The organism is Nocardioides sp. (genome assembly GCF_036405735.1).
In the GTDB taxonomy this organism is placed as follows: domain Bacteria; phylum Actinomycetota; class Actinomycetes; order Propionibacteriales; family Nocardioidaceae; genus Nocardioides.
Map to the genome: position 1 here is coordinate 1 of NZ_DASWXC010000021.1, position 23,865 is coordinate 23,865.

Genomic DNA, 23,865 nt, shown 5'->3' on the forward strand with positions numbered 1-23,865 from the left:
CGGCGCTCGTTCCTCGCGCCGCGCTGGTCAGGCGGAACAACCGGGTGGGCAGGGTCGTTGACCCTGCGTACGATGAAGAGCACGACTGCCGCACCGGAAGGCCCGCCCGCAAGGGCATCCATGACTGACAACCCGCAACACCTCCAGACCCCCGCCGTCACCAAGCACACCGTCGTGGTGCCGAACAGCGTCGACATGGTCAGCGTGTTGGGCCCGGCCGACGAGCATCTCGGCACCATCGAGTCGCACTTCGACGCCGACGTACACGTCCGCGGCAACCGCATCACGCTGCACGGCCAGCCGGCGGAGATCGCCCTCATCGAGCGGCTGCTCGAGGAGATGGTGACGCTGTTGCGCACCGGCCAGGGCCTCTCGTCCGAGGCGGTCGAGCGGATCATCGCGATGCTGCGCGCCGAGACCTCCGAGCGACCCGCCGACGTGCTCTCGCTCAACATCTTGTCCAACCGGGGCCGCTCGATCCGCCCCAAGACGCTGAACCAGAAGCGGTACGTCGACGCGATCGACAAGCACACCGTGACGTTCGGCATCGGCCCGGCCGGCACCGGCAAGACCTACCTCGCCATGGCCAAGGCCGTGCAGGCGCTGCAGTCCAAGCAGGTCAACCGGATCATCCTGACCCGTCCCGCGGTGGAGTCCGGCGAGCGGCTGGGCTTCCTGCCCGGAACGCTGACGGAGAAGATCGACCCCTACATGCGGCCGCTCTACGACGCTCTGCACGACATGCTCGACCCGGAGCTCATCCCCAAGCTGATGGCGGCCGGCACGATCGAGATCGCGCCGCTGGCCTACATGCGCGGGCGCACGCTCAACGACGCGTTCATCATCCTCGACGAGGCGCAGAACACCACGCCGGAGCAGATGAAGATGTTCCTGACCCGCCTCGGCTTCGGGTCGCGGATCGTGGTCACCGGCGACATCTCGCAGACCGACCTGCCCAGCGGCCAGAAGTCCGGCCTGCGCGTCGTCGAGTCGATCCTCGACGAGGTGGAGGACATCTCCTTCAACCGGCTGACCAGCCACGACGTCGTACGCCACCGCCTGGTGGGCAAGATCGTGGCCGCCTACGACGAGTACGACGCCCAGGGCGCCGACGGACGGAGCAGCAAGTGAGCATCGAGGTTCTCGACGAGTCGGGCCACGAGCTCGACGTCGACCACCTGGCCCGGCTGGCACGGTTCGTGATGGACCGGATGCGGGTGCACCCGCTCGCCGAGCTGTGCATCAAGGCGGTCGACGAGGACACCATCGCGCAGCTCAACCAGCAGTGGATGGAGAAGGAGGGGCCGACCGACGTGCTCGCCTTCCCGATGGACGAGCTGCGGCCCGGGCTGCTCGACGAGGAGCCGGAGGAGGGCGTGCTGGGCGACCTGATCCTCGCGCCGGCCGTCGCCGAGCGGCAGGGCGCGACGGCGGGCCACGGGACGCTCGCCGAGCTCGAGCTGCTCACCACCCACGGCATCCTGCACCTGCTCGGCTACGACCACGCCGAGCCCGACGAGCACCGCGAGATGTTCGGCCTGCAGGCCGAGCTGCTCCGGGAGTGGGGCTCCGCGGCCAAGGCGCCCGCGGCCGACGCCGCGCACTGAGCCGATGGTCGATCTCTGGCTGCTGGTGGCAGCGGCCCTGCTGGTCGTGCTCGCCGGGTTGTTCTCCGCTGCGGACGCGGCGCTCGCCGGCTTCTCCCACGCCCGTGCCCAGGAGCTGCTCGAGGGCAAGCGGCCCGGCGCGCGGCGGCTGCTGACGCTGCTCGACGACCCGCCGCGCTACCTCAACAGCGTGCTGCTGCTGCGGCTGCTGTTCGAGCTGGCCGCCACCGTGATCGCCTCACTCCAGTTCCACGACCTCTACGAGGGCTCGTGGTGGCCGACCGTGCTCAGCACGGTGGCTGTCATGCTGGTGGTCTCCTTCGTCGTGATCGGCGTCGCGCCCCGGACGCTGGGACGCCAGCACCAGGAGCGGGTGGCGCTGCTCGCCGCCGCGCCCGTCACCGTCGTCACCGGCGTGCTCGGCCCGCTCCCACGGCTGCTGATCCTGGTCGGCAACGCCCTCACCCCGGGCCGCGGCTTCCGGGAGGGCCCGTTCAACACCGAGACCGAGCTGCGTGAGCTGGTCGACCTCGCCGAGGCCACGGCCGTGATCGAGGGCGACGAGCGCCGGATGATCCACTCCGTCTTCGAGCTCGGCGACACCGCCGCCCGCGAGGTGATGGTCCCGCGCGGCGACGTCATCTTCATCGAGCGGTACAAGAACCTGCGCCAGACCCTGTCGCTCTTCCTGCGCAGCGGCTTCTCCCGGCTGCCCGTCATCGACGACAACCTCGACAGCGTCGTCGGCATCGCCTACCTCAAGGACATCGTCCGGCGCGACTTCGAGGCGCCCGACGTCGAGTTCACCCAGCGCATCGACGAGGTCATGCGGCCGACGTACTGGGTCCCGGAGTCCAAGCCGGTCGACGAGCTGCTCAAGGAGATGCAGGCCCGCCGTCAGCACATGGCGGTCGTCGTGGACGAGTACGGCGGCACGGCCGGCCTGATCACGATCGAGGACATCCTCGAGGAGATCGTCGGGGAGATCACCGACGAGTACGACGCCGAGGACGCCTCGCCCCAGGTGCTCGAGGACGGCGCGGTGCGGGTGCCGGCGCGCTTCCAGATCGACGACCTGGAGGAGCTGGTCGGCTTCGAGGTGGCCGAGGAGGACGTCGACTCGGTGCGCGGTCTGATGGCCAAGCACCTCGGGCTGGTCCCGATCCCGGGCTCGGTGGTCGAGGCGCACGGGCTGCGGTTCACCGCCGAGCGGACCGCCGGTCGCCGCAACCAGATCGGTACCGTGCTCATCCAGCACCTGCCGCCCGAGACCGAGGAGACCGAGGAGTGACCGAGCAGTCGACGCTGTCGGCCGAGGACAAGAAGCTCGTGACGCTGGCCCGCGCCACGCGGGCGAGGACGGGAGCGGCCGAGGGGGCCGCCGTACGCGACCTCGACGGTCGCACCTACGCCGCCGCGACCGTGGCGCTGCACTCGCTGCAGATCTCCGCGGTCGGCGTCTGCGTCGCCATGGCGGTCTCCTCGGGCTCGACGGGCCTGGAGGCCGTCGTCGTGCTGGGTGACGGCATCGCCACGGAGGCCGACCTCGCCGTGGTCCGCGAGTTCGCCGGCGAGGGCGTCACGATCCACGTCGGCGACCAGCGCGGGTCCATCACGTCGACGCTGGTCTCCTAGCTCGCACTCCGCGGCCCCGCCCAGCGATCAGTCCAGCGGGAGCGTCCCGAGCTCGATGGTGAGGTGGATGCCGTCCTCCTCGCGGTAGGCCGTGATGCCGGTCATCGTCGCGAGGTCGGGCTGCTTGGCCCGCATGTGCGCCAGCAGCTGTGAGATGGCCAGCGCCAGCCGAGCCTCGGTGACCGGCTTGTTGCGCCACTTCACCTGGTTGTCGCGGAAGTAGGGCCAGGCCTTCTCGGCCAGGGTCGCGATGGCGTCTCGCTCGGCTGCGGTCGACACGAATGTCTCCTCGTGAAGCGGGTGGTGGAATGCCCGAGGATAGGCAACGAACCGCGCGCGCCACGACTCGGCGAAGCCCCTCAGAAGGGGGAGGACCGCGGAGCGAGGACTGGAGTACCTTGGCTTCCGTGACGCCGAGGGTGAGGGCACGGGAGCCCCGCGCTGGGTCCTGGGACGACCATGCCCGCGCGGTCGAGCGGCTGCGTGCGTCGTACGCCGCGATCCCGGCCGGCGCGCCGGTCCGGCTCGCCAAGCAGACCACCAACCTGTTCCGCGCGCGGCACGCGACCACCTCACCGGGGCTGGACGTCAGCGGCCTCACCGGCGTGATCGAGGTGGACGCGGCGCAGCGGACCGCCGACGTCCAGGGCATGTGCACCTACGAGGACCTCGTCGACGCGACGCTGCCGCACGGGCTGATCCCGTACGTCGTGCCGCAGCTGCGCACGATCACCCTCGGCGGCGCCGTCACCGGGCTCGGGATCGAGTCGACCAGCTTCCGCAACGGGCTGCCGCACGAGTCGGTGCTGGAGATGGACGTCCTCACCGGCGACGGCGAGATCGTGACGACGCGTCCGGGAGAGCGGCTCTTCGACACCTTCCCCAACTCCTACGGCAGCCTCGGCTACGCCACCCGGATCAGGATCCGCCTCGAGCAGGTCCCCGGCTGCGTCGCGCTGCGCCACGTCCGCTTCGACGACGTGGAGCTGCTGGCGAAGACCGTCGCGGAGATCGTCGTGGCGAGGGAGTACGACGGCACCCGGGTCGACGGCCTCGACGGGGTCGCGTTCGCGCCGGGGGAGTACTACCTGACGCTGGCCACCTGGACCGAGGAGCCCTTCGCTGGTCGAGTAGCGAGCGCCAGCGAGCGTGTCGAGACCCCCAGCGACTACGCGGGCCAGCAGGTCTACTACCGCTCGGTCCAGCAGCGTGAGACCGACCTGCTGACGATGTACGACTACCTGTGGCGCTGGGACACCGACTGGTTCTGGTGCTCGGGGGCGTTCGGCGCGCAGCACCCGGTGCTGCGCCGGCTCTGGCCGCGGCGATGGCGGCGCAGCGACGTCTACATGCGGTTGCTCGGCCTGGACCGCCGGTTCCACATCGCCGACCGGCTGGACCGGCGCGCCGGTCGCCCGCTGCGGGAGCGGGTGGTGCAGGACATCGAGGTCCCGCTGGGCAATCTGGGGGCGTTCCTGGACTGGTTCGACGACGAGATCGGGATGCGGCCGGTGTGGCTCTGCCCGCTGGTCTCGACCGGTACCAGCCAGGGCAGCAGGTGGCCGTCGTACCCGCTGGAGCCAGGGGAGGTCTACGTCAACGTCGGCTTCTGGGGGACGGTCCACGTCGGCCCGGAGGCGGCCGACGCGCCCAAGAACCGCGCGATCGAGGCGAAGGTGCACGAGCTGGGCGGACACAAGTCGCTGTACTCCGAGGCGTTCTACGACCGGCCCACGTTCGACGCCCTCTACGACGGCGCCAACCTCGCGGCGGTGAAGGCGACCTACGACCCCGACGACAGGCTGACCAGTCTCTACGACAAGGTGGTGAAGAGGCGATGACCGGGATAGCGGGCACGATCAACTCGTTCTTCGCGGGCGGACTCCCGATCCGCCTCACGGCGTTCGACGGCTCGGTGTCCGGCGACACCGCCTCGCCGTACGGGCTCAGGATCGTCAACCAGCGCGGTCTTCAGTACATCCTCACCGCACCGGGCGACCTCGGGCTCGCCCGCGCCTACGTCAGCGGCGACCTCGAGCTCGAGGGCACCCACCCCGGGGACCCCTACCCGTTGCTCAAGCTCATCGTCGGTTCGACCGACTTCGCCCGTCCGAGCGTGACGGAGATGGCCAGGCTTGTGAAGGAGCTCGGAGCGGCCAGCTTCGTACCGCCCAAGCCGCCGGCCCACGAGCACCTCCCGACCTGGCGCCACGCGCTCGAAGGGGTCCGCAGCGTCGGCGTCAACGCGCTGCGCCGCCACACCCACGAGCGCGACGCCGAGGCGATCCACCACCACTACGACGTGTCGAACACGTTCTACGAGCACGTCCTCGGCCCGTCGATGACCTACACCTGCGCGGTCTTCCCCAGCGAGGACGCCACCCTGGAGGAGGCGCAGGCGCACAAGTACGACCTCGTCTGCCGCAAGCTCGGCCTGCAGCCGGGCCAGCGACTGCTCGACGTGGGCTGTGGCTGGGGCGGCATGGTGCGCCACGCCGCCCGCCACTACGGCGTGAAGGCGCTCGGTGTCACGCTCAGCCGCGAGCAGGCCAGCTGGGCGGCCGAGGCGATCAAGCGCGAGGGTCTCGACGACATCGCCGAGGTGCGCTTCTCCGACTACCGCCATGTGCCCGAGGGTGGGTTCGACGCCATCAGCTCGATCGGCATGACCGAGCACATCGGGGTGAAGAACTACCCGGCGTACTTCTCCTTCCTGCATGCCAAGCTGAAGGACGACGGCCGCCTGCTCAACCACTGCATCACCCGCGCCGACAACAGGGGCGAGGCCATGGCGGGGGCGTTCATCGACCGCTACGTCTTCCCGGACGGCGAGCTGGCCGGCTCCGGGACGATCGTCACGGCGGTCGAGAACGCCGGCTTCGAGGTGCAGCACCACGAGAACTTCCGCCGTCACTACGCGCGCACGCTGGCGGGCTGGAACGAGAACCTCGTCGCCAACTGGGACGCCTGCGTCGCCGAGACCGACCCCGGCACCGCCAAGGTGTGGGGGCTCTACATGGCCGGCTCGCGCGTCGGCTTCGAGCACAACGAGATCCAGCTCCACCACGTACTCGCCACCAAGACGGTCGGCGGGGTGACGTCGTACCCGCTGCGCCACGAGTTCGGGGTCTGACCCTCCGGGTCGAACCCCCACCCCGATAGCCTGACGGGGTGAGCACGAGGGCCCAGCAGTACGCCGCGACGGTGGTCGACCGCCAGCCGCTCTCACCCCATCTGGTGCGCATCGTCCTCGACGTGCCGGACTTCGTCTCCACGGACATCCCCGACGAGTGGGTCGGCCTGGTCGTGCCGGGGCAGTTCCAGAGTCGCTACTACACCGTCCGGTCCTACGCCGAGGGTCGGCTGACCCTCGACGTGGTGGTCCACGACGTCGGCCTGGTCACCGAGTGGGCGCGCCGTGAGGAGTCCGGTGGGCCGGGTGGACCGGGTGGAATCGTGGGGGAGACCGTCACGATCACCGAGCCGAAGGGCTCCTTCGAGCTGCCGGCCAGCGCCCAGTGGCTACTGCTGGTGGGCGACCTGACGGCGTTGCCGGCCATGGCTCGCATCGCGGAGAGCGTGGAACTTCCCACCCGGATCTGGGCCGAGGTGCCCGACGTCGAGGAGCTGCGCGGCTACCTCCCGGCCGGCCCCTCCGTCGCGGAGGTGACCTGGCTGCCGCAGCCGCGTGATGGGGAGTCGCGCCTGGCCGAGGTGGTCGAGGGCATCGACTGGCCCGAGGGCGAGGGCTACTTCTGGATGGCCGGGGAGTCCGCGCAGATGCGCGCGATCCGCAAGCACCTCATGCGGGAGGTGAGGCTGCCCAGTCACGCGTACGACGTGATGGGCTATTGGCGCGCGAACGCCCAGCGCCAGCCCCGCGCCGTCGACCCGGGCCCGGTGTGGCGGGCGGGCAAGGCCGCGGGGCTCTCGGACGAGCAGATCTGGGCCAACTACGACGCGGCCCAACAGGCCCAGGCAGGACAGCAATGACGCAGCAGGAGTTCCGGAGCGGGTTCGTCTCCTTCGTGGGACGGCCCAACGCGGGCAAGTCGACCCTCACCAACGCGCTGGTCGGCACCAAGGTGGCGATCACCTCCGACAAGCCGCAGACCACGCGCACCGTCGTGAAGGGCATCGTCCACCGCGAGGACGGCCAGCTCGTCCTTGTCGACACCCCCGGCCTGCACCGGCCGCGCACGCTGCTCGGCGAGCGCCTCAACGACCTGGTCGAGGCGACCTGGACCGAGGTCGACGTGGTCGCGATGTGCTTCCCGGCCAACGAGAGGATCGGCCCCGGCGACAAGCACATCGCCGCCAACCTGGCGAAGCTCAAGAAGGGCATCAAGCGGGTCGCCGTCGCGACCAAGACCGACCTCGCCGGCCCGGAGCGGATCGGCGAGCACCTGCTCGACATCCAGCGGCTCGGCGCCGACCTCGGCATCGAGTGGGCCGAGATCGTGCCCGTATCCGTGCAGGCCGGGGACCAGGTCGATCTGCTCGCCGACCTGCTCCTCGGGCTGCTGCCCGAGGGCCCGCCGCTCTACCCCGAGGGCGACCTGACCGACAGCCCCGACGAGATCCTGGTGGCCGAGTTGATCCGCGAGGCGGCGCTGGACGGCGTACGCGACGAGCTGCCGCACTCCATCGCGGTGGTCGTGGAGGAGATGGGGCTGCGCGAGGGCCGGGACGAGGACCGGCCGTTGGTCGACATCCACGCCAACCTCTACGTCGAGCGCGACTCCCAGAAGGGCATCGTCATCGGCCACAAGGGCGCCCGCCTCAAGGACGTCGGTAAGCGCGCCCGGCTGCAGATCGCGGAGCTGCTCGGCACGCCGGTCTACCTCGACCTGCACGTCAAGGTCGCCAAGGACTGGCAGCGCGACCCGCGCCAGTTGCGCAAGCTCGGCTTCTGACGGTGCCGTCGTGAGTGTCTCGACGCCCCGAGGACCGTTCACGCGCTCACAGCACGAGTGCTCGGCACGCCGAGACGCCGGAGATCGCGGGCGAGCGAGGCGGCGTCGTCCCTGAGCTCCCGGGCCGTGCACCGGACGATCAGTCGGTTCGGATCGCTCAGGCTCCGCTGGCGGGCGATGTCGTCCTCCCACTGCTCGGCGTCCATATGGAACGCACCGTCGATCTCGAGCTCGATCGTTCTGCCGCCAGCCAGCCGCCACTGGCAGTCGATGTATCTCACCCGCCCCGACGCGTCGCGTCGCCTCACTTGCGTGGTCGGGAGCGCGAGCCCCTGGACACGACACACCCGCTTGATGTCGATCTCGGCCAGGGACTGTGAACCGCCTTCCATGTCGTGCAGAGCGCTCCGCAGCAGCGATGCTCGGCGCAGCGGCGTGAGGTCGTCGATCCATGCGAGCAGTCGTCCAGGGGTGGTCAGTCGTTGCTGCACGGCGGCTGCCAGGACGCCCTGCGCCGTCCGGGCTGACCGGTCGCGCGCGCCGAACATCAGCAGGGACGGCTCGAGCCGGCACCGCCGAGGGGCCGCGTCAGGCTGCAGGAGGTCGTCGAGGTCGCGGCGGGTGCGGACGTAGACGACCCCGTCGAGGCGCGGCGGCACCTCGTCGCCGTACGGCACGTAGACCGTGACCTCATCGCGGTGCCAGTTCTTCAGTCCGGCGCGCTCGCCGGCCGTCAGCCCGCCCAGCGCCGCGCTCTTGCCGCCATGGAGCACACCCGCCCACATCGTCTGCTCGCGGGTCAGTACGCCCGTGAACGTGGCGACGACCGTCGACGTGACCTGTTGCCACCGTTCCGAGCGGACCCGGTGCGCAACCATGTCGGCATCCACACCCACGGTTCGCAGCTGCGCACGGGTGACCACACCCGCCTGCTCGGCGGCGACGTCACGCCAGGTTCGGCGACTGGCCTGCTCGGACGGCTGTTCCATCAGCCCAGTCTCAGAGGGCCGCGGAGCGAACGGCTGCGTCTCTCCACAGCCGACCCGTTGTGAGCGTCTCGACGGCCCGAGGGTCGTCCAGACGCTCACACGAGCCACGTCAGGCCGGTGCCCAGCAGATCCCGTAGGGCTGGCCGGCGTTCCACTGCTCGGCGGTGGGCCACTCGTAGCCCCACTCGAAGTTGAGCGCGTCGGCGGCCACCTCGCGGGCGGCATCGCGGCAGACCTCCTGACCGGCCGCCCGGGCCGCGGGCTCGCCGGGGTAGGCATCCGAGCCCAGATCGACGGTTCGCAGGGCGCGCCAGCGGTGCTGCTCGCCGCACGGGACCCGGGCGAAGCTCGCGGCGCCGGGCCGCGCCGTGCCGCACATGGCCCACCGCGCGCCGGTGTCGGTGTCGAGTACGCCGCGCAGCGACCGCCGCAGTGGCGCCAGCTCCTGCGGGCCGGCGACGGCGATGACGTCGCACCGGAACCAGTCGGCGCCCGCCTCGGCCGCCTCCACGCTGGGCGTGAACCACACCGCCCGCAGCATGCTGAGCCGGCGCTCCTCGTCGCTCCCGCCGACGAAGTCGCCGAGCCGGCGGGGGCACGTGCGCGCGACCTGCGCCTGGACGCGCTCCGAGTCCACGGCGAGCAGGTGCCCGCCGGCCACCGCGTCGAGCCGCCCGACCAGGAACGTCTCCGCGGTGTGCTCGCCGTCGCAGGGGACCGGCGCATCCTGGGTGGTCGGCGCGACGGCCTGGGCGTAGTCGAGCCGGTGACAGGCGCCGTTGGCCGGCGCCGGCACCGGGGTCGCCCGGGACGGCGGCGCGCTGCTGGTCGGCGCCGGCGTCGGCTCGCCGCCGGTGCAGCCGGAGACACACCCCAGCAGGACGGCCAGACCCAGCGCCCACCGCGAGGCGGCGCCGCGCGCGGCTCGCGTCGTCACTTGGCGGTCCGCGCCCAGCACACCGAGCGGCGGTTGCCGGCCTCCCACTCGGCCTCGCCGAACCACGTGTAGCCGTAGTCGTAGTCGGCCGGGTAGCCGAGCCAGGCGCCGACCGAGCCGGAGCAGAAGTCCTTGGTGGTGGCCACGACGGCCTCGTCGCCGGGGTACGGCTCGGACGGCTCGCCGACCTTGATGGTCGTGACGGCACGCCACTCGTGCGGCTTGCTGCACGGCACCTTGCTGCCCTCGGCGACGGTCTTGCCGCGGACGCAGGCCATCCAGTGGTCGTCGTTGGCGCGGGCCATCAGCCCTCGGGTGGTCGTCGGCAGGTCGAGGTAGCGCTTGGACAGTGGGCCACCCCCGACGACGTCGCAGCGGTACCACCGCGCGCCGGCGTCCCAGGCCTTCGGCGAGGGGCGGAACCACACCCACGACAGGATCGAGCGCATCACGGTGCTCTGGTCGCCACCGAGGTAGGTGACCAGCGCGTCGGAGCAGGCGCGGTAGGCCCAGCGGTCCAGCTCCTCGGCCTGGTAGTCGGCGTCGTCGAACTGGGCGGGGAGCTCCCCGGCCGCGAAGGTCTCGGCCGTGTGCGGCTCGGTGCAGGGCACGAGCGGCGAGGCGTTGGTGGGCTCGGAGGTGTGCTTCGGGTCCAGGTTGCGGCAGCCGCCGACCGCCGACGGTTGGGCCGCGTCGACCTGGGCCGGGTCCGCCCCGTCGGGGACGTCCTCGCCGCAGCCGCCCAGCAGTACCAGCGCCAGCAGCGGGCTCACGACGAGCTGCCGGAGTCGCCGGAGCCGGTGCCTACGTGGACGCACGTGTGGGCCTCCTGTCTGCTGCTGGGCGCGCGGGTCTGGGCGGGGGTCTGGGTGGGGATGCGGCCGCGCTCCTCGCGCGGCCTGGGCGATGCTATCCGGCATGCCCTCGTGAGCCGTCGGGCACCGATGGGACATGAGCGACCTCTCGCTGCGCCTGCTCCGCGACGGCTATGCCGCCGTCGCCCGGGACCGCCTCGCCCACGGCGGCGGCGACCCCTACGTCACCCGCCTGCTCGGCCGTCGTACGGTCGTGCTGCGAGGAGCGGAGGGCGCGCGGGCCTTCTACGACGAGGAGCTGGTACGCCGGCACCGAGCCGTCCCGCCGCCGCTGGCATGGCTGCTGTTCGGACGTGGAGCGATGCACGCGCTCGACGGTCGTGACCACCGGGTGCGCAAGCTGCTGATGTTGGACCTGCTCGACGAGGACACCGTCGCTCCGCTGGTCGACGACGTCGCCCGGCGGCTGGAGTCGGCGACCGAGGCGGACGAGCTCGTGGTGTTCGACACCCTGGTGCGCTGCTACGGGCCCGCCGTGCTCGCCTGGGCGGGTGTCCCGCTGCCCGCGCCGCAGGCCGTCGCGGTGTCCCGCCGGCTCGCCAGCATCGTCGACGGGTTCGGCTTCGCCGGCCGCGCATACGTGCGGGCCTGGGCGGGCCGGGTCTGGGCTGACCGATGGGCGCTGCGGGTCGTCAAGGAGACCCGGTCCGGACGACGCCGGCCGCCGAAGGGATCCGTGCTCGAGCGGCTGGCCCGCACCGACCTCGGCGACCGGGTGGCGGCCGTGGAGCTGCTCAACGTGCTGCGGCCCACCGTGGCCGTGGCCTGGCTCGGCACGTTCGCCGCCGGCGCCCTCGCGGCACACCCGGAGTTGGCCGACCACGTCGCGCGCGATCCGGACTACCGCCGCGCGTTCGCGCACGAGGTACGGCGGACGGCGCTCTTCGTCCCCGCGCTGGCCGGCCGGGTGCGGGGGAGCACCGAGGTGGGCGGGGTCGAGCTGCGTCCGGGCGACCGGGTGCTGCTCGACGTGGTCGGCACCGACCTGGACGCGCGGTACTGGGAGGCTCCGGCGGAGTTCCGGCCCGAGCGGTTCGCCGGCGGCGACCCCGACCGGTACGCGATGGTGCCGCAGGGCGGTGGACCGCCGGAGGGGCATCGGTGTCCGGGCGAGCCGCTCACGGTCCGACTGCTCGAGGCCACGGTCGCGATGCTGGCCCGGCGGCGGTGGGAGGTGGCGTCGGAGGCCGCCATCGACCTGGCCCGGATCCCCACCCTGCCCGACGGCGGGCTGCGGATCCGGGCGCTGGCCGGCGCCGAGCGGTGATCCCGCTTAGGTAAGCGCGGCGCGCAGGTCGCGCATGATGCGCGCGAGCAGCCGGGACACCTGCATCTGGGTCACGCCGAGCTCCTGCCCGATCTCCTCCTGGGTCTGGTCCTCGAAGAACCGCAGGTACAGGATCCGGCGGTCACGGGGCGGAAGGTTGCGGACCGCCGGCCCGAGCGTGGCGCGGGCGTCGGCGGCCTCGAAGTCCGCGGGCTCGTCGGGAGCGTGGACGTCGTCGGGCTGGTCCGGGACCAGCTCGCCCAGGGTCGCCGCCGACTCGTGCGAGATCGGCTGGTCCAGCGATGTCGGCTGGAAGCAGCCGAACGCCGTGATGGCGTCGCGGTACTCCTCGTCCGGCAGCCCCAGTCGCTCCTGCACCTCCGCGTCGGTCGGCTCCCGCCCGAGCTCCTGCGTCAGCTCGCCGATGCACGCGTTGACCTGCCACTGCAGCTCCTGGACCCGGCGCGGCGGCCGGACCGCCCAGCCGTGGTCGCGGAAGTGCCGCTGCAGCTCGCCCCGGATCGTCGGCACGGCGTAGGTCAGCAGGTCCTTGCGACGGGTCGGGTCGAAGCGCTGGACGGCCTTGACCAGGCCTTCGTAGGCCGCCTGCTGCAGGTCCTCCATCGGAATCCCGCGGCGGCGGTAGCGGGACGCGACCGCCTCGGCCACGCCCCGGTTGATGAGGACGACCTCGTCGAGCAGGCGCTGTCGCTCCCGGGGATCGTCGACGCGGTGCGCGCGCACGAGCAGGCGCTCCGTCGTGGAGGCCCGTTGCGCCCGCGTCATCCCCCGGTCGCCGTCCGGGACGCGTGCCGTGTGGTGCGAGGCGCGCGCCGTCGGGCGGGCCTGGCGAACCGTTCCTGCCATCTCCAGCCTCCATCCGAGCGTGGTGGTGGTGCAGTCCGTTCCCTCTGACCGTAACCACATCCGGCGTCGCCAAAAAGTCCCTGGACCAGGGTTTGTCGCAATCGAGTGCGGGATACCGGGCGCACGCCGGCGGCTCCGCTGTGGTGAGGCTTACGCAGTCCTCGCGTCAGCGGGCCTGCCGGCACCAGTGCGTCAGGACCCCTGTGAGCGCCCCGGCGAGACCCCGGTCAGTCCACGTCGGCGAGCAGTGCGGCGAGCGTCCCGCCCAGCTCGTACGCCGCCTCGCGATCTGCCTCGCCGACCTCGCCCAGCACCTCGAGGACCGGCGCCGCCTGGCGCCAGCCGAGCGCGCCGACGATCGACTGCACCGAGCGGACCGCCCCGGTGACGTCGTACCGGCCGTGCACCCACAGGCCGTAGGGGCGCCGGCCGGTGCCTGCCGGGTCGCTCGGGACGCCCGCCCCGGAGGCATCGAGGGCGCCGCCGACCTGCAGGAAGACGGAGTCGAAGAAGTGCTTGAGGGCACCTGACATGTAGCCGAAGTTGGCGGACGTGCCGAGCAGGTAGCCGTCAGCGGCCAGGACGTCCTCGGCGGTCGCCTCGAGGGCGGGTCGGACGACGACCTCGACGCCCTCGATCGCGTCGTCCCGGCTGCCGGCCAGGACGGCCTCGCTCAGGGCCGTCAGCGAGGCCGTCGGGGAGTGGTGGACCACCAGGAGCCGCGGCATGGTGTCTCAGCCGTCGGCGACGAGGCGGCGGCCGGTGACCTGGTCGGGCTGCAGCTCGACCCACAGCGCCCGGGTGCCCGGAGCCCAGGTCTGCAGCGCCCGGACCGGTTCGGGCACCTCCTCGGCGTGGTAGTGCACCTGAGCGATGCCGCGCAGCTGCACGCTCCAGCCCAGGTGGGTCGTGCGGTCGAGGTCGTCGACGAGCACCGCGACGCGCACGTCGTCGACCTCGCGAACCATCTTGGAGTAGGCGGTGGTGCGCACCCACAGCGCTCCGTCGTGGACGACGTGGTTGACCGGGATGACGACCGGCCCGTCGCCGGAGGTCCAGGCGATCCGGCACACGCTCTGCTGGCCCACCAGCGCCCAGCTCTCCGTGGCGTCGATGTCGACCAGTCGTCCGGTGTCGCTCACGTCGGCTCCTCGCAGTCCTGGGCAGTCGGCTGGGCGGCGGGGTGCAGTCGTGCCGCACCTCTGACGTTAGGCCATCAGTCCAGTTCCCGGCGGTAGCCGACCTCACGACCGGCCACCCGGCTGCCGAGCCGGTCGTTGATCCCGATCAGGCGGGTGCTGTCGGCTACGTGCCGGCCCTGGGTCACCCCGACGCGGGGCTCGACCTCGGCGAGCCAGGCCACCATGTCGAGCATCATCAGCAGTCCCAGCCGGTGACCGCGGTGCGCGGGTGCGACGACCAGCTCCTCGTGGCGAGCGAAGTCGGGAGTGTCGGGAGCGACGTACAGCGTCGTCATCCCGGCCAGCCGCCCGGTGTCGCCGTGGCGGGCCAGCACCCGGTAGACCGTGCCGCGGGCGAGGAGCCGGTTCTCCATGTCGTAGACGAGGCGGCGGGTCCAGCGGCCGGCCGGCTCGGCGTCGTCGAGCAGCAGGGCGAGCTCGGCGACCAGGTCGTCGGCGGCGGGGCCGGCGACGCGGGAGAGCTCGTAGCCGACGCCGTACGGCGCGACGTCGGCCGCCATCCGCTGCCGGCGCTCGGCGGAGCGGGAGAGGTCGAGCCGACGCACCGCGTGACGCTGGTGCGCCTCGGCGAAGCCGTGCGCCTGCAGGAACGCCTCGCCCTCGGCCTCGTGCCAGGCGACGGCGCGCAGCTCGGAGAGGCCGTGCGTGCGTGCGTGCTGGAGCGCGCAGCGGAGCAGCCGGCTGCCGAGTCCGGCGCGGCGCTGCGCGGGTAGCACGGCCACCTGCACGGCGGCGGCGTGCGGCTGCCCGGGGACCGGCAGGAGGCTGGCGTACCCGATCGCCTCCGCCGGCGTCAGCGGTTCCGGCTCGGGGACCGGGGAGTCCGCCGGGTGCTCGGGGTGCCTGGGGTGCTCGGGGTGCTGCGGCACGTGCCGCACCAGCCAGACCATCGGCTCCGGCTCGGGCCGCTCGTGGCGCCGGCGGGGGAGCAACGTGTGCTCGGTGTCCCGGGGACCCGAGATCCGGCCGAGCCACTCCGCCGACGTCCGCGGAGCCAGACCGCGGTCGTCCGCGGCCGCGTTGTCCAGCTGGGCCAGGCGCTGCGCGAAGGCAGGGGTCACCTCGGCGCGGGTCAGCGCCGTGATCTCCGGACGGATGCCGCGATCGGTCTCCACGCCGGGGTTATCGGCACCCGGCAGCAGAAATGGAGGAGTCGGCCTGTGCCGCCGGTCACCGGGTCCGCTCCGCAACGATGCCGACCGTGCGCTATCGTGGCGGGGTCATGCTGACCGTCATCGCGCCCGTCATCTCGCGCAACCTCCTCCTTAGCCGCCGCAGCGGGGCCTAGAGCCGGACCCCTCGCTGCGGAGTCGTCGTACGCCCGGCCCCATCCCGATCGCTGGCCACCGCCGGCCAGGATCGCCAGCCAGGACCCGACAGCTGAGGCAGGACCATGACCAATCTGAGCAACACCAGCAACGAGCAGAAGCCTTCGGGCATGCCGCACGAGCGCTACCGCGCCTTCGTCCCCGTCGACGTGCCTGACCGCACGTGGCCGACCCGCAAGATCACCGCGGCACCGCGGTGGCTCTCCACCGACCTGCGCGACGGCAACCAGGCCCTCATCGACCCGATGACCCCGTCGCGCAAGCTGATGATGTTCGAGCTGCTCGTGAAGATGGGCTACAAGGAGATCGAGGTCGGCTTTCCGAGCGCCAGCCAGACCGACTTCGACTTCGTGCGCAAGCTCATCGAGGAGGACCGGATCCCGGACGACGTCCAGATCTCGGTGCTCACCCAGGCCCGCGAGGACCTCATCGAGCGCACTGTGCAGTCGCTGGTCGGCGCTCCGCGCGCGACGGTGCACCTCTACAACGCCACCGCCGAGCTGTTCCGGCGGGTCGTCTTCGGCGTCACGCCCCAGGAGTGCGTCGGGATCGCCACGCGCGGCACCGAGCTCGTCATGAAGTACGCCGAGAGCCTGCTGGGCGACCTGGTCGACAGCCGCGACTTCGGCTACCAGTACAGCCCCGAGATCTTCACCCAGACCGACACCGACTTCGCCCTCGAGGTGTGTGAGGCCGTGTCCGACGTCTGGCAGCCGGAGCCGGGACGCGAGATCATCCTGAACCTGCCGGCGACCGTCGAGATGTCGACGCCCAACACCTACGCCGACCAGATCGAGTACTTCGCGCGCGGCCTGACCCGGCGCAACGTGTCCGCGATCAGCCTCCACCCGCACAACGACCGCGGCACCGCCGTCGCCGCCACCGAGCTCGGCCTGATGGCCGGCGCGGACCGCGTCGAGGGTTGCCTGTTCGGCCATGGCGAGCGCACCGGCAACGTCGACCTGGTGACCCTCGGCATGAACCTCTTCAGCCAGGGCATCGACCCGATGATCGACTTCAGCGACATCGACGAGGTCCGCCGCACGGTCGAGTACGCCACTCAGCTGCCCGTCCACCCCCGCCACCCCTACGCCGGCGACCTGGTCTACACCGCCTTCTCGGGGTCCCACCAGGACGCCATCAAGAAGGGCCTGGAGGACCTCGACCGGATCGCGGCCGAGCAGGGCCGGCCGGTGGGCGAGATCCCGTGGGAGGCGCCGTACCTCCCGATCGACCCCAAGGACGTCGGGCGCACCTACGAGGCGGTCATCCGCGTCAACAGCCAGTCCGGCAAGGGCGGGGTCGCCTACGTGCTGAAGGCCGAGCACAAGCTCGACCTGCCGCGCCGCGCCCAGATCGAGTTCAGCCGGGTCATCCAGCAGCACACCGACGCCTCGGGCGGCGAGGTCACGCCGGAGGAGATCTGGTCGATCTTCCGGGCCGAGTACCTCGACCGCACCGCGCCGCTGCAGCTCAACTCGGTCCACACCTCCAGTGCCGCGGGGGAGAAGGACGCGCTCACGGTCAACGTGTACGTCGACGGCGAGCTGTGCACGCTCGAGGGCACCGGCAACGGCCCGATCGCCGCGTTCGTCGAGGCGATCAACGGCCTCGGCCCGGACCGTGCGGGCAACGACTGGGACATCCGGGTGCTCGACTACGCCGAGCACGCGCTGTCGGCCGGCGGTGACGCCTCTGCCGCGGCCTACGTCGAGTGCTCGGTCGGCTCCGAGCTCTACTGGGGCGTGGGCATCGACGCCAACATCGTCACCGCCTCGCTCAAGGCCGTCATCAGCGCCGTCAACCGCGCAGTCGGCTCCTGAGCCACCCGACCGCCGCGGCGGTCACCTCCGCGACCGGGGGGTCGTTGTCGATCTCGACACCGTCCTCGCCCTCGCCGAGCGGCTCCAGGGTCGCCAGCTGGGAGTCGAGGAGCGAAGCGGGCATGAAGTGCTGCCGCTTCGCCATCCGGTCGCGGAGGACCGCGGGCGTGCCGGTCAGGTGCACGAACAGCGTCGGCTCGCCGGGTACGCCGGAGCGCAGGATGTCGCGGTAGGAGTGCTTGAGCGCCGAGCAGGCGACGACGGTCGAGACGCCCTGCGCGTGCTGCTCGGCGGTCCACGCGGCCAGCGCCTCCAGCCAGGGCCGCCGGTCGTCGTCGTCGAGCGGGATGCCGGCGCTCATCTTGTCGATGTTGGCCTGCGGGTGGAAGGCGTCGCCCTCGGCGAGCCGCAGCCCGAACTCCTCGGCCAAGGCCTGGCCGATGGTGGTCTTGCCGGTGCCGGAGACGCCCATGACCACGACGTGGCAGTGTCCGCGTGACGTGGTGGTGGGCCCGGTGCCGGGGCCGGTGCTGGGGCCGGTGCTGGGGCCGGTGCTGGGGCCGGTACTGGGGCCGGTGCTGGGGCTGGTGCTGGGGCTGGTGCTGGCGTCGGTCATCGGGTCTCCCGTCCTGCGGCTGCAGCGGTGGTTAGGGTGCGTCCCATGGTCACCCTGCACACGAGCATGCTCGATAGCCTGGGGACGCGCATCGTCGAAGGTGAGCTCCCGGCCGGCTCGGTGATCACGCTGGAGTGGCTCGGCCAGGAGTTCGGGGTCTCGCGCACGGTCGCGCGCGAGGTGGTGCAGGTGCTGACGTCGGTCGGGCTGGTCGAGAGCCGCCGGCGTACCGGCATCAGGGTGCTGGACCACACCGTCTGGGACCCGTTCGCGCCGTTGGTGCTGCGCTGGCGGCTCGCCGGCTCCCGGCGCGCGGAGACGCTCGCCCAGCTCTCCCAGCTGCGGGCGGCGGTCGAGCCGAGCGCCGCGGCGCTGGCGGCTCGGCGTGCCGACCAGACGCAGCGTGACCGGCTCGTCGAGCTCGCCATGCTGATGGAGGACGCCGGCAGCCGGGGCGATCTGGTGACGTTCCTGCGGCACGACGTGGAGTTCCACCGGCTGCTGCTGGCCACGTCCGGCAACGACATGTTCGCCGGGCTCGGCGGCGTGGTCGAGGCGGTGCTGCTCGGGCGCACCGAGCACCACCTGATGCCGCCCGAGCCCAAGCCCGAGGCGCGGCGCCTGCACACGATGGTGGCCGACGCTGTGGCCGCGGGGCAGCCGGACCTGGCCGAGGCGGCCATGACCGCGATCTGCGCCGAGGTGCTCAGCGCGATGGTCACGGACTGACCGCCCCGGCCGCGGGTCATCCGAGCGCCGAGGCGGCGCCCCAGCCCAGGCACGCCAGCGCGAACACGCTGACGCCCAGCGTTGTCTCCATGACCGTCCAAGTGCGCAGCGTCGTCTTCTCGTCCATCCCGAAGAACCGGCTCACCAGCCAGAAGCCGGAGTCGTTGACGTGCGAGAGCACCGTCGCGCCGGCAGCGATCGCCATGACGATGAGCGCGATGCGGAAGTCGCCGTAGCCGGCGTCAGCGACCGGCGCGGCGATCAGGCCAGCCGTGGTGGTCAGCGCCACCGTGGCCGAGCCCTGTGCGACCCGGAGTGCCGTCGCGATGACGAAGGCCTGAACCAGCAGCGGCAGGCCGATGTCGGCCAGCGAGCCGGTGAGGGCGGTGCCGATGCCGCTGACCCGCAGCACGCCGCCGAACATGCCGCCCGCGCCGGTGATGAGGATGATCGAGCAGATCGGGCCGAGGGCGTCGTCGAGCAGCCGGCTGGTCTCGGCCAGCGAGCCGGTGTTGCGGTGCAGCAGCAGGAGCGCGGCCAGCAGCGTCACCAGCAGGGCGACCGGGGTGTTGCCCAGCAGGCGCAGGAAGGCGAACGCATCGTTGTCCTCGAGCGTGCCCGCCTGGATCAGTGTGCTGAGCACGGTGTTGAGCGAGATGAGCAGCATGGGGAGCAGCAGCAGGGCCAGCACGACGCCGAACGAAGGCGTGGGGCGGTCGGGCCGCTCGTTGTGGTCGTGCAGCTCGCCGAACAGGACGGTCGGCACGTCGATGACGAAACGGGCGGCGAGGAACCGCGAGACGAGCACGACGCCGACGTACCAGGCGATGACGGCGAAGGGAACCCCGACGAGCAGGATGACGCCGATGTCGCCCTCGAGGGACACGCCGGCCGCGACGGGGCCAGGGTGCGGCGGCACGAGCGCATGCATCGCCGCGAAGGCACCCGCGGCGGGGAGGGCGTAGGTCAGCAGCGAGCCGCCGAAGCGTCGGGCCACGGTGAGGATGATCGGCAGGAATACGACCAGGCCGGCGTCGAAGAAGATGGGGAAGCCGAACAGCAGCGCGGCGACGCCGAGCGCGATCGGCGCCCGCTTCTCGCCGAAGCGCGTGATCAGGGTGTCGGCCAGCACCTGGGCGCCGCCGGTGGACTCCAGCAGCCGTCCCAACATGACGCCGAAGCCCACGAGCAGGGCGACCGAGCCGAGCGTGGAGTTGAACCCGAAGGCGATGGCCGCGGGCACGTCAACCAGCGGGATGCCGGCGGCGACGGCGGTGACGAGGCTGACGAGCACCAGTGCCACGAAGGCGTGGAGCCGCAGCTTCATGATCAGGACGAGCAGCACCGCGACGGCGGCCGCCGCGATGAGCAGCAGCACCGTGGTGCTGTGGACCGGTTGGATGGGATCCATGGACGCTCCCGGGGTCGTTGAGGTGACGGGCGTCACCCAGCGTCCCGCAAAGGTACTACGTTTGGCAACCCTGGCAACCTGGCAGGCGATCGGTCAGGCGCCGCGTCGTGGGTCCGCCCTGAGGCTCTGGGGCAGGTCCGCGCGCACGTTGGCGCGCAGCTCGTCGGCCGAGACCCGGATCGCGTCGCTGATCAGCTCCTGCACCCGCTCGTCGGCGAGCGCCGCCTGTGTCACCCGGAAGACGGTGTCGGTCACCAGCCGCACGATGTCGTCGTGGAAGGGCAGGTGGCGCAGCTTCCCGGCCGTGTGGTCCTGCTTGACCAGGTCGAGGACGAGTGCGTCCAGCTCGGCGCGGTTCTCCTCGATCGCGGTGGCGATGTTGCGGGTGTAGTTGCCCGTCTGGATCACCGCGATGACCTCGTCGAGCACCGCCACGGTGACCGGCTTGCGGATCACGTCCACCACGGTGTCGGCGAACCGCCCGACGACGTACGCCGTGGCCCGGTCGCCGAAGGCCCGGTCCGCAGCCCGGCCGAGGCGCGCCAGCACGACCACGATGCGCAGCAGCCGGAAGCTGCGGAACGCCGGGTGCGCCAGCGGGACCATGCCGACGACCTCGTACCAGTAGGACCGCAGGAACCCCCAGCCCCGCGCGGAGCGTCGCCAGCGCCACACGAACTCGACCGCGAAGATGCCGCAGACGACGATGTCGGCGGTCACGACCCGGCGCGTCCACTCCTCCTCGACGTCCCCGAAGGTGACCCAGGTCAGCAGCGCCACCGAGACGATCGCGAGCACCAACATCAGCCAGTCCACGAGCGTGACGGGCGGTCCGGCGGGTCGGCGCGTCGCGCTGGCGGTCATGCGCGGCAGAATAGGCGAGTGCCCCTCTACCGCGACGAGGCGATCGTGCTGCGTACCCACAAGCTGGGCGAGGCCGATCGCATCATCACGATGCTCACCCGGCAGCACGGCCGGGTGCGCGCGGTCGCGCGCGGCGTACGGCGGACGACCTCGAAGTTCGGCTCGCGGCTCGAGCCGTTCACCCATGTCGACCTCCAGCTCGCCGAGGGCCGCAACCTCGACACGATCACCCAGGCCGAGACGCTCTCGCCGTTCCACGCGGGGATCGGCCTCGACTACGACCGCTACACCGCCGGCACCGTGATGCTGGAGACCGCCGACCGGCTGGTCGCGGAGGAGGGCGAGCCCGCGCTGCAGCAGTTCCTGCTGCTTGTGGGCGGCCTGCGGGTGCTGGCCGCCGGCGACCGTCCGCCCCACCAGGTGCTGGACTCCTTCCTGCTGCGCTCGCTGGCCGTCGCCGGCTACGCGCCGAGCTTCGACGCCTGCGCGCGGTGCGGCAGCCTGCCCCACGAGGGGGCGGCCCACCGCTGGTTCAACCCCTCGCTCGGCGGCACTCTGTGCGCCACCTGCCGGGTGCCCGGCTCCGCCTCGCCGGCGCCCGACACCCTCGCCCTGCTCGGGGCGCTGCTCGCGGGGGACTGGCCGGTCGTCGAGGCGGCCGAGCAGCGCACCCAGCGCGAGGCCAGCGGGCTGGTCTCGGCGTACCTGCACTGGCACCTCGAGCGCGGTCTGCGCTCCCTCGCGTACGTGGAGCGCTGATCCGTGGGAGGAGCGCACGCCCACGGGGCGACCACCGGACACGTCCACGTCTCCGCCCTGGCCCGACGCACCCTGGTCGGCCTGCTCGTCGTGGCGGCGGTCGCCACCGTCGTCGGCCTGGTCTGGCTGTGGCCGGACCGCGAGCGTGCGGGCGAGCTGCAGGGCTCGGTGGCGTTCGCCGGGGAGGGGGTCAGCTTCGTGCGCGGCGAGGTGGTCGACGCCACCGATGCCACGCACCTGGCCGTCGAGGTCGTCGAGGGGCCTGAGGAGGGAACCACGGTCAGCATCGAGGTGCCCGAGCAGGTCGGGCGCTCGGGGCTCACCACGGGCGACCCGGTCGAGCTGGTGCGCAGCCCCGGGGCGGAGGGCCAGCCGGCCGGCTACGGCTTCTTCGGCGTCGACCGGGACCGGCCGCTGTGGCTGCTGCTGGGCCTGTTCGTCGTGACCGTGCTCGCCGTCGCCCGGCTGCGCGGTCTGCTCGCCCTGATCGGGCTCGGCTTCTCCGGTCTCGTGCTGTTCTGGTTCATGCTGCCCGGCCTGCTCACCGGTGAGCCGGCGGTGCCGGTCGCGGTGGTGGGATCGACGGCGATCATGTTCGTGGTCCTGTACTCCACCCACGGCGTCTCGCTGCGCACCAGCGCGGCGCTGCTCGGCACGCTCGGCGGCGTGGCCGTCACCGCGCTCATCGCCTGGTGGGCGGTCGACGCGACCCGGCTGGCGGGCATCGGCGACGAAGCCGGCGGCCTGCTGACGTCGTACGCGCCGGAGCTGGACCTGCAGGGACTGCTGCTCGCCGCGGTCATCGTCGCGGGTCTCGGCGTGCTCAACGACGTCACCATCACCCAGGCGTCGGCGGTCTGGGAGCTGCGGGGTGCGGCCCCGGGCATGTCGCGCGCGAAGCTGCTCGCCAGCGCGATGCGGATCGGCCGCGACCACATCGCCTCGACGATCTACACCATCATCTTCGCGTACGCCGGCACGGCGCTGCTCGTGCTGCTCGTGGTGCAGCTCTACGACCGCTCGTTGCTCGCACTGGTCAGCACCGAGGAGCTCGCCGGCGAGGTGGTCCGCTCGCTGGCCAGCGGCATCGGGCTGGTGCTGGCCGTCCCGATCACCACCGCGGTCGCGGCGCTGACCGTGGGCGGCGCCGACCGGTCCGGCGCTCGACGCGTCTGACCCAGCACGACGCCGGCGAGCACCAGCGCCAGCCCGGCCGCCTGCCAGCCGCCCAGCCGCTCGCCGGCCAGTGTCACGCCGGTGAGGGTGCCCGCCACCGGGTTGAGCAGGCCGACCAGGCCGACCGCACCGGCAGGGAGCCGTCGCAGGCCCCGGAACCACACGACGTAGGCCGCCACGGTGCCGACCAGGCCGATCCAGGCGAACCCGAGCAGCTCGCGCGCGCCCAGCGCCGGCGGCGCGCCCTCGACCAGCAGTGCCACCGGCAGCAGCACCAGACCGCCGGCGACCATCTGCCAGCCCGTGAAGGTCAGCAGGTCGACCGGCGGCTGCCAGCGCTTGACGAGCACGAACCCGCACGACGACACCAGCACGGCGGCGAGCGCCGCGGCCACGCCGAGCGGGTCGGCGCCGCCCGGTGAGCGCAGCACGAGCAGGCCGACACCGGTCACGCCGACGCCGGCCGCCGCGAGCGAGGCCAGCCGCGGACGCTCGCCGAGGACCAGCCAGGCCAGCGCCATGATCACCAGCGGGGAGGTCGCCGTCAGCGTCGCGGCCAGCCCGCCGGGCAACCGGAAGGACACCACGAACAGCAGCCCGAAGAAGGCCGCGAAGTTGATGGTGCCGAGCACCGCCGCGCGCCACCACCAGTGACCGCGGGGGAGGGTCGGTCGCAGCGCCAGGATCAGCAGGCCGAACGGGAGCGCACGCACGGTCGCCCCGAAGAGCGGGCGGTCGGGCGGCAGGTAGGTCTCGGCGACGTAGTAGCCGGAGCCCCAGGCGATCGGAGCGATCGCGGTCAGCAGCACCACACGCAGATTAGTTTCCATGGAAACGATAATGTCTTCCGAGGAAGGTATATTC

24 protein-coding genes and 1 pseudogene are annotated in these 23,865 nt (G+C 72.1%); 13 read left to right on the forward strand and 12 right to left on the reverse strand.

Features of this window, described 5'->3' with window-relative positions:
• Nucleotides 1-120 precede the first annotated feature (120 nt).
• The 4 genes from VGE38_RS03725 to VGE38_RS03740 are packed head-to-tail and all read left to right on the forward strand — an operon-like array spanning nt 121 to nt 3,242.
• Nucleotides 121-1,131: a PhoH family protein gene (locus VGE38_RS03725; protein WP_331141194.1), complete on the forward strand. Its 1,011-nt coding sequence runs from the start codon at nt 121-123 to the stop codon at nt 1,129-1,131.
• Nucleotides 1,128-1,607 carry an rRNA maturation RNase YbeY gene (gene ybeY, locus VGE38_RS03730; protein WP_331141195.1) on the forward strand — a complete coding sequence of 160 codons (480 nt, stop codon included), beginning with the start codon at nt 1,128-1,130 and terminating at the stop codon, nt 1,605-1,607. Before VGE38_RS03725 ends, ybeY begins: the two co-directional genes overlap by 4 nt.
• Nucleotides 1,608-1,611: 4 nt before the next feature.
• Nucleotides 1,612-2,898 carry a hemolysin family protein gene (locus tag VGE38_RS03735; protein ID WP_331141196.1) on the forward strand — a complete coding sequence of 429 codons (1,287 nt, stop codon included), beginning with the start codon at nt 1,612-1,614 and terminating at the stop codon, nt 2,896-2,898.
• Entirely contained in the window at nt 2,895-3,242 is a 348-nt protein-coding gene (locus VGE38_RS03740) for a cytidine deaminase-like protein (protein ID WP_331141197.1), read from the forward strand. Before VGE38_RS03735 ends, VGE38_RS03740 begins: the two co-directional genes overlap by 4 nt.
• 27 nt (nt 3,243-3,269) lie before the next feature.
• Here VGE38_RS03740 and VGE38_RS03745 read toward each other — a convergent pair whose 3' ends face one another.
• On the reverse strand, nt 3,270-3,521 hold the full coding sequence (locus VGE38_RS03745) for a hypothetical protein (protein WP_331141198.1): 252 nt from the start codon (nt 3,519-3,521) through the stop codon (nt 3,270-3,272).
• 128 nt (nt 3,522-3,649) lie between these two features.
• Here VGE38_RS03745 and VGE38_RS03750 point away from each other — a divergent pair, with 128 nt between their 5' ends.
• Genes VGE38_RS03750 through era form a run of 4 tightly spaced genes read left to right on the forward strand, consistent with a single transcriptional unit; the run spans nt 3,650 to nt 8,158 of the window.
• The gene (locus tag VGE38_RS03750; protein WP_331141199.1) at nt 3,650-5,083 is read left to right on the forward strand and encodes an FAD-binding oxidoreductase; all 1,434 of its coding nucleotides are present in this window, start codon (nt 3,650-3,652) and stop codon (nt 5,081-5,083) included.
• A complete protein-coding gene (locus VGE38_RS03755) occupies nt 5,080-6,375 on the forward strand; it encodes a class I SAM-dependent methyltransferase (RefSeq protein WP_331141200.1) in 1,296 nt (431 codons plus the stop codon). The genes VGE38_RS03750 and VGE38_RS03755 overlap by 4 nt, the downstream gene beginning before the upstream one ends.
• A gap of 38 nt (nt 6,376-6,413) precedes the next feature.
• Nucleotides 6,414-7,235: a siderophore-interacting protein gene (locus tag VGE38_RS03760; RefSeq protein ID WP_331141201.1), complete on the forward strand. Its 822-nt coding sequence runs from the start codon at nt 6,414-6,416 to the stop codon at nt 7,233-7,235.
• Nucleotides 7,232-8,158: a GTPase Era gene (gene era / locus VGE38_RS03765; RefSeq protein WP_331141202.1), complete on the forward strand. Its 927-nt coding sequence runs from the start codon at nt 7,232-7,234 to the stop codon at nt 8,156-8,158. Before VGE38_RS03760 ends, era begins: the two co-directional genes overlap by 4 nt.
• A gap of 38 nt (nt 8,159-8,196) precedes the next feature.
• Here era and VGE38_RS03770 read toward each other — a convergent pair whose 3' ends face one another.
• From VGE38_RS03770 to VGE38_RS03780, 3 genes are all read right to left on the reverse strand, one after another.
• Nucleotides 8,197-9,081 carry a putative endonuclease domain-containing protein gene (locus VGE38_RS03770; protein WP_331141203.1) on the reverse strand — a complete coding sequence of 295 codons (885 nt, stop codon included), beginning with the start codon at nt 9,079-9,081 and terminating at the stop codon, nt 8,197-8,199.
• A gap of 175 nt (nt 9,082-9,256) precedes the next feature.
• Nucleotides 9,257-10,084, reverse strand: a complete 828-nt coding sequence (locus tag VGE38_RS03775) for a septum formation family protein (protein ID WP_331141204.1) — start codon at nt 10,082-10,084, stop codon at nt 9,257-9,259.
• Nucleotides 10,081-10,857, reverse strand: coding sequence for a septum formation family protein (locus tag VGE38_RS03780; RefSeq protein WP_331141205.1), 777 nt, complete (start codon nt 10,855-10,857; stop codon nt 10,081-10,083). Before VGE38_RS03780 ends, VGE38_RS03775 begins: the two co-directional genes overlap by 4 nt.
• A gap of 178 nt (nt 10,858-11,035) precedes the next feature.
• Here VGE38_RS03780 and VGE38_RS03785 point away from each other — a divergent pair, with 178 nt between their 5' ends.
• The gene (locus VGE38_RS03785; protein ID WP_331141206.1) at nt 11,036-12,226 is read left to right on the forward strand and encodes a cytochrome P450; all 1,191 of its coding nucleotides are present in this window, start codon (nt 11,036-11,038) and stop codon (nt 12,224-12,226) included.
• A 6-nt stretch (nt 12,227-12,232) separates the two neighbouring features.
• Here the strand turns inward: VGE38_RS03785 and VGE38_RS03790 are convergent, their stop codons facing one another.
• From VGE38_RS03790 to VGE38_RS03805, 4 genes are all read right to left on the reverse strand, one after another.
• A complete protein-coding gene (locus VGE38_RS03790; protein ID WP_331141207.1) occupies nt 12,233-13,093 on the reverse strand; it encodes a sigma-70 family RNA polymerase sigma factor in 861 nt (286 codons plus the stop codon).
• Nucleotides 13,094-13,320: 227 nt separating this feature from the next.
• Nucleotides 13,321-13,821 carry a flavodoxin family protein gene (locus VGE38_RS03795; RefSeq protein ID WP_331141208.1) on the reverse strand — a complete coding sequence of 167 codons (501 nt, stop codon included), beginning with the start codon at nt 13,819-13,821 and terminating at the stop codon, nt 13,321-13,323.
• A gap of 6 nt (nt 13,822-13,827) precedes the next feature.
• Entirely contained in the window at nt 13,828-14,235 is a 408-nt protein-coding gene (locus tag VGE38_RS03800) for a pyridoxamine 5'-phosphate oxidase family protein (RefSeq protein ID WP_331141209.1), read from the reverse strand.
• A 74-nt stretch (nt 14,236-14,309) separates the two neighbouring features.
• A complete protein-coding gene (locus VGE38_RS03805; RefSeq protein WP_331141210.1) occupies nt 14,310-15,410 on the reverse strand; it encodes a GNAT family N-acetyltransferase in 1,101 nt (366 codons plus the stop codon).
• 278 nt (nt 15,411-15,688) lie between these two features.
• Here VGE38_RS03805 and leuA point away from each other — a divergent pair, with 278 nt between their 5' ends.
• A complete protein-coding gene (gene leuA, locus VGE38_RS03810; RefSeq protein ID WP_331141211.1) occupies nt 15,689-17,446 on the forward strand; it encodes a 2-isopropylmalate synthase in 1,758 nt (585 codons plus the stop codon).
• Here the strand turns inward: leuA and VGE38_RS03815 are convergent.
• A complete protein-coding gene (locus VGE38_RS03815) occupies nt 17,424-18,062 on the reverse strand; it encodes a gluconokinase, GntK/IdnK-type (RefSeq protein ID WP_331141212.1) in 639 nt (212 codons plus the stop codon). The two genes, leuA and VGE38_RS03815, sit on opposite strands and share 23 nt — an antisense overlap.
• Nucleotides 18,063-18,107: 45 nt before the next feature.
• On the opposite strand from VGE38_RS03815, the gene VGE38_RS03820 reads away from it, so the two are divergent.
• A complete protein-coding gene (locus VGE38_RS03820; RefSeq protein ID WP_331141213.1) occupies nt 18,108-18,791 on the forward strand; it encodes a FadR/GntR family transcriptional regulator in 684 nt (227 codons plus the stop codon).
• A gap of 16 nt (nt 18,792-18,807) precedes the next feature.
• Here the strand turns inward: VGE38_RS03820 and VGE38_RS03825 are convergent, their stop codons facing one another.
• Entirely contained in the window at nt 18,808-20,202 is a 1,395-nt protein-coding gene (locus tag VGE38_RS03825) for a GntP family permease (protein ID WP_331141214.1), read from the reverse strand.
• A gap of 93 nt (nt 20,203-20,295) precedes the next feature.
• Complete coding sequence (locus VGE38_RS03830) at nt 20,296-21,066, reverse strand: ion transporter (protein WP_331141215.1); 771 nt, start codon at nt 21,064-21,066, stop codon at nt 20,296-20,298.
• An 18-nt stretch (nt 21,067-21,084) separates the two neighbouring features.
• On the opposite strand from VGE38_RS03830, the gene recO reads away from it, so the two are divergent.
• Nucleotides 21,085-21,825: a DNA repair protein RecO gene (recO, locus tag VGE38_RS03835; RefSeq protein ID WP_331141216.1), complete on the forward strand. Its 741-nt coding sequence runs from the start codon at nt 21,085-21,087 to the stop codon at nt 21,823-21,825.
• A 447-nt stretch (nt 21,826-22,272) separates the two neighbouring features.
• Nucleotides 22,273-22,905, forward strand: a pseudogene (locus VGE38_RS03840) (YibE/F family protein); the annotation flags it as partial.
• On the opposite strand, the gene VGE38_RS03845 reads toward VGE38_RS03840, so the two are convergent.
• Nucleotides 22,836-23,831 (reverse strand): EamA family transporter, encoded by a 996-nt coding sequence (locus VGE38_RS03845; protein ID WP_331141217.1) that lies wholly within the window; start codon nt 23,829-23,831, stop codon nt 22,836-22,838. The pseudogene VGE38_RS03840 and the gene VGE38_RS03845 sit on opposite strands and share 70 nt — an antisense overlap.
• Between the last annotated feature and the right edge of the window lie 34 nt (nt 23,832-23,865).